Raw genomic sequence first — 1,244 nt, forward strand, 5'->3', positions numbered from 1 at the left:
CGGCAGGACGGGTCAGCAACTGATGGCGGCGATGGCCGGCGCCCGGCGGGTTGACGATGCCCGCGTTGTGGCCGCCGCTGGTCAGCGCGAAAGTGATCTCGGCCGGGCACAGGTGGTGCAGCTTGTAGACCGAGCGCCACGGCGCGACATGGTCGGTCAGCGTGCCCACCATGAACACCGGCAGCCGCAGGTCGGCCAGCGAGACGGGGTGGCCGTCGACCATGAAACGGCCTTCGGCCAGGTCGTTCTTCAGGAACAGCTGGCGCAGGTACTGCGAGTGCATGCGGGCCGGCATGCGGGTCGCATCCGCGTTCCAGGCCATCAGGTCGTTCATGGTCGCGCGCTGGCCCAGCAGGTATTCGTTGATCAGGCGCGACCACAGCAGGTCGTTGGAGCGCAGCATCTGGAAGGCGCCGGCCATCTGGCTGGCCTTGAGGTAGCCGGTGCGCGCCATCTGCGCTTCCAGCAGGCTGACCTGGTTCTCGTCGATGAACAGGCCCAGCTCGCCGGGTTCGTGGAAATCGGTCTGGGCGGCGAACAGCGTCATCGAAGCCAGCGCCTCCGGCTCGGTGCGCGCGAGTGCGGCGGCGGCCATGCTCAGCAGCGTGCCGCCCAGGCAGTAGCCCACGGCATGCACCGGCTGCTTGGGCACGATGTCTCGCACGGCGGCGAGCGCGGCGGCTACGCCCAGCGAGAGGTAATCGTCCATGCCGAGTTCGCGGTCCTCGGCCTGCGGGTTTTTCCACGAGATGCAGAACACCGTGCGGCCCTGGTCGACCAGGAACTTGATCAGCGAGTTGTGCGGTGACAGGTCCAGGATGTAGTACTTCATGATCCAGGCCGGCACGATCAGCACAGGCTCCGGATGCACCGTGGGCGTGCTGGGGGCGTACTGGATCAGCTCCATCAGCCGGTTCTTCAGCACGACCTTGCCGGGGGTGACGGCCAGGTTGCGGCCGACCTGGAAGGGTTCGGTGCCGGCCGGCGGCGCGTGCACCGCCTCGCGCTGCAGGTCTTCCACGGCGTTCAGGAAGCCACGCGCCAGGTTGGCGCCCAGCTGGGCCTGGGTGCGCTCGAGCACCACCGGGTTGGTGAGCAACTGGTTGCCGGGCGAGGCCAGGTCCAGCAGCTGGCGCGCGCCAAAGGCCACCAGGTCCTGGTGATGCTTTTCCACGCCCCACACGCCTTGCGTGGCCGCGGCCCACCACTGCTCGGTCAGCAGGAAGGACTGGTGCATCAGGTTG

The 1,244-nt window shown here is 68.1% G+C and carries 1 protein-coding gene; it reads right to left on the reverse strand.

Annotated elements, in window-relative coordinates:
- A partial coding sequence (locus tag FKP22_RS30860; RefSeq protein WP_141291993.1) for a PHA/PHB synthase family protein occupies positions 1-1,244 on the reverse strand: 1,244 nt, incomplete at both ends.

Origin of the sequence: Ideonella azotifigens (assembly GCF_006519715.1) — a bacterium.
Classification (GTDB): domain Bacteria; phylum Pseudomonadota; class Gammaproteobacteria; order Burkholderiales; family Burkholderiaceae_C; genus Ideonella; species Ideonella azotifigens.